Below are 8,984 nucleotides of genomic sequence, written 5' to 3' on the forward strand. Positions count from 1 at the left end.
CCGTCATCGAAACCGACGTGCCCGCTCGCCTCGATCGGCTTCCCTGGTCGCGATTCCACACGCTCGTCGTCATCGCGCTCGGCATCACCTGGATTCTGGACGGCCTCGAGGTCACGCTCGCAGGCTCCGTATCCGGCGCCTTGAAGGAAAGCCCGGCCCTGCGCTTCACGAATACGGAGATCGGCCTGGCCGGCGCGGCCTATATCGCCGGCGCGGTCCTCGGAGCCGTCTTCTTCGGCTGGCTCACGGATCGGCTCGGCCGCAAGAAGCTCTTCACGATCACGGTGCTGGTTTATCTTTCCGCAACCGCGGCGACCGCCTTCTCCTGGAACGTCTGGAGCTTCATCGTCTTCCGCTTCCTGACCGGCATGGGCATAGGCGGCGAATACACCGCGATCAATTCCACGATTCAAGAACTGATCCCCGCACGCGTCCGCGGCTGGACGGACCTCGTCATCAACGGCTCGTTCTGGGTGGGAGCCGCCCTGGGCGCACTCGGCGCCATCATTCTGCTCGACCCGGCCTGGATCAATCCGGAATATGGCTGGCGCCTGGCCTTCTTCATCGGCGCCGCGCTCGGTCTCATCATTCTGTTCCTGCGGCAATGGATTCCCGAAAGCCCGCGCTGGCTGATCAGCCATGGCCAGCCGGAGCGCGCTGCGGCGATCGTCGCCGACATCGAACGCCGCGCCGGCTTCGTTGCTCCTGCGGGCGAAACCCTCGTTCCGACCCGCCTGCGCCCGCGCGCGGCGACCCCGCTCGGCGAAGTCTTCCACGCGCTTTTCGTCGTCCATCGCGAACGCGCGCTGGTAGGGCTCTCGCTGATGCTGTCCCAGGCGTTTTTCTACAACGCGATCTTCTTCACCTACGCGCTGATCCTCACCGATTTCTACAAGGTCCCATCCCAGGATATCGGCTGGTTCATCCTGCCCTTCGCCGCCGGCAACTTTCTCGGCCCTCTGCTGATCGGGCGCCTGTTCGACACGATCGGCCGGCGGGTGATGATCGCGGCGACCTATGCGCTCTCGGGGCTGCTGCTGACCGGAACGGGCTATCTATTCTGGAAGGACTGGCTCACGGCTTCGCAGCTCACCCTGTGCTGGAGCGTCGTATTCTTCTTCGCCTCCGCCGCTGCGAGCTCGGCCTACCTGACGGTTTCCGAGACTTTCCCCGTCGAAATGCGCGCGCTCGCCATCGCGGTCTTCTATGCGATCGGCACCGGTGCAGGGGGGATCGCGGGCCCGTGGCTCTTCGGCATCCTGATCGACACCGGCTCCCGCGGCAGCGTCTTCGCTGGCTACCTTCTGGGTGCGGCGTTGATGCTGGCTGCGGCCGTGATCGCGGCCCGCTTCGCCATCCGCGCCGAGCGCCGGCCGCTCGAGAGTGTCGCCCGGCCGCTCAATGCCGTGGACTGAGCGCGCGTGTCGTAACCATAGGTCAGGAAATCGAACCGGACGGAACCAAACGTCCTTCGAATGCATTATTATCTCGCTGCATTCCGGCTCTAGGAATGCAGTGAGAGATGTGGCGACAGCCTGGAGGTCGTTGTGGACAGACGCTCATTCCTGATGACGCTGGTTGGCGGTTTCGCCGCTGCCGGCATGGGCGGCATCGCCGTCGCCGAAGCGGCCCCGCCAAAGCTTGTTCCGAAGCCCGAAGCAGAGCCCGCGAAGGGCGACGAGGCGTTGCCGGCCGACACGAAGGAGGCGCTGGACCAGACCGACGCCGAATTCAGCCAGTACTATTACTATCGCAGGCCGCGTTACGGCTATTACCGCCGCCCCTACTACCGGCCCTATTATCGCCCGCGGTATTATGCCCGACCGCGCTATTACTACCGTCCGCGATACTATCGCCGGCGCTACTGGTAAGACCTCGGCGGGTCAGGCGGCGCTGATGCGCGTCTGACCCGGCTCCGCGACCGCGATTCCCGCCGCGGTGTACTCACCCAGCTTGTTGCGCAGAGTCCGGATCGAGATCCCGAGGATCTTGGCCGCATGGGTGCGGTTTCCGAGGCAGTGGTCGAGCGTATCGAGGATGAGTTCGCGCTCGACATCCGCGACGGTGTTTCCGACCAGCGAGCGCGTCAGTGCCTCCGCCGTCTGGGCGGCGCGGGCAGCGGGATCGCGAGACGGAGCCGGAGAGAGGGCCTCGCCCTCCGGCGTCAGCACGGCGGTGGGGGCAATCTCCGGGCCGCTCGCCAGCAGGACGGCCCGGTGCATCGTGTTTTCGAGTTCGCGGACATTGCCCCGCCAGGCATTGCCGAGGAGCAGCTTGCGCGCTTCCGCCGCGATAGGCCTGAGCGGCAGGCCGTTCAGGTCGGCGTATTTCTTCACGAAATGATCGGCCAGCGCCAGAATGTCTCCCGGCCGTTCGCGCAGCGGCGGCAGGCGCAGATGCACGACATTGAGGCGGTAGAGCAGGTCCTCGCGGAAGGAGCCCTCGCGCACGGCCTCGGCCAGGTTGCGGTTCGAGGTCGCGATGATCCGGATGTCGACCTTGACCGGATGCGTGCCGCCGACGCGATCGATCATCCGCTCCTGCAGCGCGCGCAGCAGCTTGGCTTGCAGGCGCACATCCATCTCCGAGATCTCGTCGAGCAGGAGCGTGCCGCCATTAGCCTCCTCGAACTTGCCGATGCGGCGCGCGATGGCGCCGGTGAAGGCGCCCTTCTCATGGCCGAAGAGCTCGGATTCCAGCAGATTGTCGGGAATGGCCGCGCAGTTCACCGCCACGAAGGGCCGGTCCTTGCGCGCCGATTTCTGATGAAGATGCCGGGCGATAACCTCCTTGCCGGTACCGCTCTCGCCGGTGACCAGGACCGGTGCCTCCGAGCGCGCGATCTGCGACGCGAGCTGCACGACGCGCTCCATCGCCGGATCGCGCCAGATGAGGCTGGATTGATCCGCCGCGACCGCCTCGAGCACCGCTGCGATCAGCTCCGGATCCGGCGGCAGCGGCACGTATTCCCTCGCGCCGGCCTGGATCGCGGCGACGGCGGCGCGTGCATCGGTCGAGGTGCCGCACGCGACGATCGGCGTGCGAATGCGCTCCGCCTCCAGCGCGGCCACATAAGCCGCGATCGGCTGCGCGACATCGACCATGAGCAGGTCGGCGCCCTTGGAGCGAAGCACCGCAAGGGTCTGCTCCAGGCCCTCGGTATGGGTGACCGCCGCTCCATGCGACATCGCGATCTTGGCCGCGGCTATGATCTGTCCCTTGAGACCGCCGGCGATGATGAGGCGCATGGCTCAGGTCCTTCTGCTTGCAATTCGCTGCGGCGAACCGGCCATCACCGGTCCGCCTTGATGATCTCGGTCATCGTCACGCCCAGCCGGTCCTCGACGACGACGACTTCGCCGCGTGCCACCAGCCGCTCGTTGACGAAGATGTCGATGGCCTCGCCGACGCGCCGGTCGAGCTCCAGCACCGCGCCCGGCACGATCTGAAGCAGGTCGCCGACCGCGACCTTCGAGGAACCGAGGACGGCCGAAACCGTGACCGGCACGTCGAAGACCTGCTCAAGATCCTCGGCTGTCTTGACCGGCACCGGGCCGGAATGTGCGACCGAGGTCTGGTTCTGGTCGAAGGACAGGTCGGCCTGGTTCAGCGGCGGCAGGTTGAGGTCGTTCTCCTGGCTCATGGCTCAGACTTTCATTGTTCGGCCTGGCCGTGACCGAACACGCGTGCAACCGCCTGCTCGATCAGGGCCGTAAGCTGCTGGCTGTCGAGGACGAAGCCGCCCTCCGCCCACTCGATGCGCCCGTCGCCGGGCATGATGTCGGCTTGCCCGAGCACCATCAGCTTCCCCGCGAAGCCGTGCTCGGCCGCCAGTTTGCGGACCAGATCCTCCGCCGGCTCGACCACGGCCTCGTTGACCCGCAGCACGAGGTGCGGCGCGGTCCGGGCATGGCTCAGGCACTCGCGCACCGCTCCAGCCAGCGAAGCCAGCGGCTTCTCCGCCAGCGCGGCTCCGGCCAGGGCTTGCGCCGCCGTGAGCGCGACATGAGCCGCCTGCTCCTCGATCGCAGCCGCCCGCGCCGCCTCCTGGACGAGAAGGCGCTCGGCCGAGCGCGCGAGCTGGGCGGTCATGCCGGCGAGCTGTGTCTGCGCTTCACGGTGCGCCTGCTCCTGGCCGGCGCGAAAACCCTCCGCCCGGGCCGCGGCAAGATCGGCCTCGCCGGCAGCCTTGCGGCTGCCTTCGCGGAAATCCGAGCCGAACATGAATTTCGTGGCGGCTGCCATCTCAGTACACCAGCTCGTCTTCTGAATTGCCCTTGGACAGGACGATCTCGCCCTTCTCCGCGAGGTCCTTCGTCATCTGGACGAGCTTGGTCTGGGCCTCGTCGACCTCCTTCAGGCGCAGCGGCCCCAGCCCCTCCATATCGTCGCGCATGTTCTTGGCTGCACGCTGCGACATCGCGCTGAAGAAGAAGTCGCGCATCGACTGGCTCGCCCCCTTGAGCGCCCGCGCCAGCGTGTCCTTGTCGGCCTGGCTGACCAGCGTCTGCAACCCGGCCGGATCGAGCTTGCCGAGATCCTCGAAGGTGAACATCAGCGCCCGGATGCGCTCGGCCGCTTCCTGGTTCGAGGCATCGAGCGCCGAGAGGAAACGGATCTCGGTCTGCCGGTCGAAACCGTTGAAGATCTCCGCCATCATCTCGTGCGGATCGCGCCGGCGGGTCTGGGTCAGGGTCGAGACGAACTCCGTGCGCAGCGTGTTCTCGATGTGATCGAGCGCCTCCTTCTGCACCGACTCCAGGCGCAGCATCCGCCCCACGACCTCGATCGAGATTTCGTTGGGCAGGTTGCGCAGCACATTGGCCGAATGGTCCGGCCGAATCTTCGAGAGGATCACGGCGATGGTCTGCGGGTATTCGTTCTTGAGGAAATTCGCGAGCACCACCGCATCGATGTTGCCGAGCTTCTGCCACATGTTGCGGCCGGCCGGCCCGCGGATCTCCTCCATGATCAGCGCGACCTGATCGCTCGGCAGGATCTTCTCGAGCAGGGAGATCGTGCGGTCGAACGAGCCGGTCACCGCGCCGGCGCTGGAGAGCTTGCCGACGAAGTCCAGCATCAGCCGCTCGACCTCATCCGCCTCGACCGTGCCGAGTTCGGCCATGGCGCGGGTGATGATGCGGATTTCGTCGTCGTCGAATTCCTTCCAGATCGTGCGGCCGAAATCCTCTCCGAGCACGAGCAGGATCACGGCGGCACGCTGCGGCCCGGTCATCTCGGCGGCGGTCATCACGCCGAGGCCGTTGCCCTCGAGACCGTTCTGGAGAGCCGTGCTGCGCGTGGCGAGGGAGCGGTTTTCGTCCATGGTTCAGCGGCCCGTCACGCCGGAGCCTTCTCGTGGATCCAGCTGCGCAGCACCGCGACCGAATCGGCCGGATTCTGCGCCACCATCGCCCCGATCTTCTCCACCGACTGCGCCTTGAGCTGGCCCTTGATCTGGGCGATCGCAAGCATCCGCTCCGACGGCGCCTCGACTTCGGCCAGAACCTCTCCGTCCGGGCCGATCGTCGCCACTGCCCGCCCGGGGCCACCGGCCGGGTCGCCCGTCGCCGCGTCGGGGCCGGCCAGGGCAGCGCCGTTGCGCATGAAGGACGGGATCGCGCGGACATTGCTGTTGTCGGAGGCCAGGACCTGCTTCAGCAGCGGCCTCACCACGGTCATCAGCACGATCAGCGTCAGCAGCGAAATCACGCCGAGCTCGGCGAAGCGGACGAGATCCTCCTTGGTGAAGGCGAGCAGCTGCTGCATCAGCGTCTGCTCGGTCAGGTCGCTCGGCGCCGGCGGCGCCTCGGCGAAGCGCAGGTTCACGACTTCGACCTTGTCGCCACGTCCCTGGTCGAAGCCGACGGCGGTCCGAACCAGCTCGCCGATCCGGTCGAGTTCTTCGGCGTTGCGCGGCTGGTAGGCGAGTTCGCCCCCGTTGCCGCGGCTGTAGTTTCCGTCGACGAGGACCGCGACCGACAGCTTCTTGATGCGGCCGCCCTCGAGCACCTCGGTACGCGTGGTCCGCGAGATCTCGTAGTTCGCGACCTCCTCGTTCTTCTGGGAGTTCTCGCGCTGGTTCTGCTGCGTGCCCTGCGTCTGCTGGGCGCCCGGCAGCTCGTTGCCGACCGTGACCGCGCCGTTGCCCCCCTCGGTGGTCGTCGAAGCCTCGGTGCGGTTCTGGCTGGAGCGCAGGACGCGGCTCTCCGGATCGAAGCTCTCCGAACGGCTCTCGACCCGGTTGGTATCGAGAGCCGCCGAGACCTGCACCCGCGCCCGGCCATAGCCGACGACGCTGGCGACGATATCCTCGACCTGCGACTTGATGCGCTTCTCGATCGCGGTCTGGCGCTCCTCGATGCCGAGGCCGATCAGGCCCTGGTCGCTCTGGGCGCCGTCCGCCAGCAGGCGGCCGCGCTCGTCGACGATCGAGACCCGCTCCGGCTTCAGCCCGTCGACCGCCGAGGCGACGAGATGACGGACGGCCCGGACCTGCGCGGCGTCGAGGTCGCCGGCAAGCTTGAGCGCGATCGAGGCACGCGGCGGCTCGCGGTCGCGCTCGAACAGGCGACGTTCCGGGATGACGAGGTGCACGCGGGCCGACTGGACCCGGCCGATCGAGCGGATCGAACGCGAGAGTTCGCCCTCGAGCGCACGCAGATGGTTGATGTTCTGGACGAAGCTCGTCGAGGAGAAGGCGTCGCCCTTGTCGAAGATCTCGTAGCCGACGCCGCCGCCGGCCGGGATGCCCTTGCTGGCGAGGTCGAGCCGGAGGCGAGGCACATCGGCCTTCGGCACGAGGACCGTCTGGCCGTCACCCCGCAGCTCGTATTTGATGCCGCGCGTGTCGAGATCCTTGAGGATCGCGCTGACATCCTGGCTGGAGAGTTCGGTGAACAGCACGCTCATCGCCGGCTGGGACATCTTCAGCATGACGAAGCCGAAGAAGCCCACGAGCGCCAGCGTCACCGCCAGCATGGCTGCCAGCCGCGCGGCGCCGAATTTGGCAAACTGCTCGATCAGGCCGTTCACGCCGCCATCCGTCCCACAGAATCGCTGGGGCGGAGCACCTGCCCGACCCACTAGGCAAGTTTTTCCCAGTGCATGGTTAGCGGTCGGTTAATTTTCCGGGACGAGCTGTTAACTTTCCCCGCTGCGACAGCTGCAAAGCCGAAAGGCGCCGGCCCTTTCGGAGCGACGCCTTTCGAAAAAGATCTTGAATATCGGGATCTTACTGGCGGTAGTGCTGGATCCGGGTCGTCCGCAGCCCGGCGAGGCCGTGCTGGTCGATCGACATCTGCCAGCTCAGGAACTCATCGACGGTCAGGGTATAGCGCTGGCACGCTTCCTCCAGGCTGAGCAGGCCACCGCGCACTGCGGCCACCACCTCTGCCTTCCGCCGGATGACCCAGCGCCTTGTATTCATCGGCGGGAGGTCCGCGATCGTCAGCGGACTTCCGTCCGGTCCGATCACGTACTTCACCCGCGGTCGCAATGGCTCGGTCATGATACACTCACACAACTCAACAGAGCTACTGAGGGCAGCTTAGGCCGGCGGCTTTTAAAAATTGGCTAAGATGATCGCTCGCATGCCCTTGACTGATTCGCGGGCGCTCATTCGCTGCGGACCACGCTCTTGACCTTGTCGATCGGAACGCTGATCGAGCCGATCTTGAGCATCGGGATCGAGGAGGTGAAGTCGACGCCGTCCACGATGCCGCTGATCTGCGTCTTCGCCGTCACGGTCTCCCCGGCCGCGTTCTTGGCATCGATGGTGATCGTGTACTCCCCGTCCGGCGCCTTCGAGCCGAGCGAGGTGCTTCCATCCCAGCTATAGGTCTGGTCGCCGGCCACGAGTGTTCTCGTCGCGGTCTGGACGACATTGCCCTTCGAATCCTTGATCGTGACGGTGGCCGTGCCCGCCGAAGGCATGTTGACCTTCCACTCGGCCTTGCCGTCGATCAGGCGGGTTGTCGCGCCATCCGCCGTGATCCGCGCGCCGATGAAGCCGACCGCATTCGTCGCAGTCCCGGCCGCGTTCAGGCTGAGCAGCGAACTCAACGTCTCATTGGTCTTGAGCTGCTGCTCGACACCGGCGAACTGCACGAGCTGGGCGGTGAACTGGTTGGTATCGAGCGGATCGAGCGGCGACTGGTTCTTGAGCTGCGTCGTCAGCAGCAGCAGGAACTGGTCGAAATTGTTGGCGATCCCCGTGGTGCCGCCGGAAACCGTCGTGTTGCTGGTGGATGAGCTGGAGGTGCTGCTACCAGTCCCTGAAACCGCCATGGCGCTTGTCCTTGCTCAGATGCTGAGATCGACGCCGCCGAGCCGCACGAGGCGGCGCTGCGGGATCGGGTCGGTGGAAAGATTGGCGTCGTCGGTCCGCTCGGGGCCCTGCGGCACACGCGGACGCTGCGGCGCCTCGTCGTGCTGGCGGTTCTGGCGGAAGGACTGATCGGAAGGGTCGCGCAGGCTGATATCGACGCCGCCATCGGACGGCTTCAGCCCCGCCTGCTCGAAGGCGCGCTCCAGCGTGCGGGCATCGCGCTGCAGGAGGTGCAGGGTCTCGACGCGATCCACCACGAGCCGCGCGCTGACCTCGCCCTTGTCGGAAATCGACAGATTGACGTCGACCCGGCCGAGTTCGTCCGGGTCGAGGCGGATGTCGAACTGCTTCGAGCCTGCCATCGCCCTGAGGCCGATCTCGATCGGCACGACATGGATCGGCGTCGGCTGGCCGGCGCCTTGTGGCTGCGGCGTTGCGGCGGGAGCGGCGGCGAGGCCGGGGTCGAACGGCTGGACGAGGCGGTCATGCCCCGGCTTGCCCGCAGCCTGATGCATCATGGCCGACAGATCGAGTGGCCCGAGCGCTTGCTGCAGGCTGTCGAGCAGTTTCGGGTCGGCGGCGGCCGGCGCGGCCACCGTCGCACCTTCCGCCTTCGCGTTAGCGCCGATCGGTGATGTCTCGTCCGCACTCGATG

10 protein-coding genes are annotated in these 8,984 nt (G+C 66.5%); 2 read left to right on the forward strand and 8 right to left on the reverse strand.

All coding sequences use genetic code 11. From position 1 onward, the window contains the following. Together ACIPIA_RS05790 and ACIPIA_RS05795 are read left to right on the forward strand one after the other, a co-directional pair. On the forward strand, positions 1–1,415 hold a 1,415-nt coding region (locus ACIPIA_RS05790), incomplete at its 5' end, for an MFS transporter (RefSeq protein ID WP_400507551.1). A gap of 132 nt (positions 1,416–1,547) precedes the next feature. After that, entirely contained in the window at positions 1,548–1,871 is a 324-nt protein-coding gene (locus ACIPIA_RS05795; protein WP_400507553.1) for a hypothetical protein, read from the forward strand. Between the two features lie 12 nt (positions 1,872–1,883). Here ACIPIA_RS05795 and flbD read toward each other — a convergent pair whose 3' ends face one another. The 8 genes from flbD to ACIPIA_RS05835 all read right to left on the reverse strand — a co-directional run. Further along, positions 1,884–3,248: a sigma-54-dependent transcriptional regulator FlbD gene (gene flbD / locus ACIPIA_RS05800; RefSeq protein ID WP_400507555.1), complete on the reverse strand. Its 1,365-nt coding sequence runs from the start codon at positions 3,246–3,248 to the stop codon at positions 1,884–1,886. A 44-nt stretch (positions 3,249–3,292) separates the two neighbouring features. Further along, positions 3,293–3,643, reverse strand: coding sequence for a flagellar motor switch protein FliN (fliN, locus tag ACIPIA_RS05805; protein WP_400507557.1), 351 nt, complete (start codon positions 3,641–3,643; stop codon positions 3,293–3,295). 11 nt (positions 3,644–3,654) lie between these two features. After that, positions 3,655–4,245: a FliH/SctL family protein gene (locus tag ACIPIA_RS05810; RefSeq protein ID WP_400507559.1), complete on the reverse strand. Its 591-nt coding sequence runs from the start codon at positions 4,243–4,245 to the stop codon at positions 3,655–3,657. A 1-nt stretch (position 4,246) separates the two neighbouring features. After that, positions 4,247–5,251 (reverse strand): flagellar motor switch protein FliG, encoded by a 1,005-nt coding sequence (fliG, locus tag ACIPIA_RS05815; protein WP_400507568.1) that lies wholly within the window; start codon positions 5,249–5,251, stop codon positions 4,247–4,249. 89 nt (positions 5,252–5,340) lie between these two features. After that, the gene (gene fliF, locus ACIPIA_RS05820) at positions 5,341–7,035 is read right to left on the reverse strand and encodes a flagellar basal-body MS-ring/collar protein FliF (RefSeq protein WP_400507561.1); all 1,695 of its coding nucleotides are present in this window, start codon (positions 7,033–7,035) and stop codon (positions 5,341–5,343) included. A gap of 199 nt (positions 7,036–7,234) precedes the next feature. Then, entirely contained in the window at positions 7,235–7,510 is a 276-nt protein-coding gene (sciP, locus tag ACIPIA_RS05825) for a CtrA inhibitor SciP (protein WP_038359348.1), read from the reverse strand. 107 nt (positions 7,511–7,617) lie between these two features. Then, positions 7,618–8,289, reverse strand: a complete 672-nt coding sequence (locus tag ACIPIA_RS05830) for a flagellar hook assembly protein FlgD (RefSeq protein ID WP_400507564.1) — start codon at positions 8,287–8,289, stop codon at positions 7,618–7,620. A gap of 15 nt (positions 8,290–8,304) precedes the next feature. After that, positions 8,305–8,984: flagellar hook-length control protein FliK (locus ACIPIA_RS05835; RefSeq protein WP_400507566.1), on the reverse strand; the 680-nt coding region annotated here is incomplete at its 5' end.

The sequence above is a fragment of the Allobosea sp. CER48 genome (assembly GCF_044752385.1).
In the GTDB taxonomy this organism is placed as follows: Bacteria; Pseudomonadota; Alphaproteobacteria; order Rhizobiales; family Beijerinckiaceae; genus Allobosea.